General features: G+C 59.2%; 1 protein-coding gene. It reads right to left on the bottom strand.

Features of this window, described 5'->3' with window-relative positions; genetic code table 11:
• Positions 1 to 16: 16 nt before the first annotated feature.
• Positions 17 to 400, bottom strand: a 384-nt coding sequence (locus IFT58_RS18640) for a transposase (protein WP_192096554.1), incomplete at its 5' end; no start/stop codon positions are given.

Genomic DNA, 400 nt, shown 5'->3' with positions numbered 1-400 from the left:
GGTAGCAACTGTGTTGTCAGGCGGAGGCCATCATGGCCTCCGCGTCGCGTTTGCGGGCATTCAGGATGACCAGCATTTTGCGCATAACGGCAACCAGGGCAACTTTCCCCGGCTTGCCTTTTGCTTTCAGGGATTTAAAGAAGTGACGTAATTGCGGCTCATACCGGCAGGCTGACAAGGCGGCCATGTAGAGCGCTTGTCGTACGACCGCGCGGCCGCCCGTGATGCGTCGATGCCCCTGCCAGGAGCCGCTCTCGCGGTTCATGGGGGCTACGCCGACCAAGGCGGATATCGCCTTGCCACTCAGCTTTCCCAGCTCTGGCAGTTCACAAGCAAGCGTGGTCATCACAACGGTGCTCACGCCTTTCATCTCCACCAAGCTGTTCCAACTGGGCTGATT

The sequence above is a fragment of the Stenotrophomonas sp. CFBP 13718 genome, assembly GCF_014842145.1.
Lineage (GTDB): Bacteria > Pseudomonadota > Gammaproteobacteria > Xanthomonadales > Xanthomonadaceae > Stenotrophomonas.
Note: the sequence above shows the minus strand (reverse complement) of the source record. Positions and strands in the feature narration are given on the sequence as shown.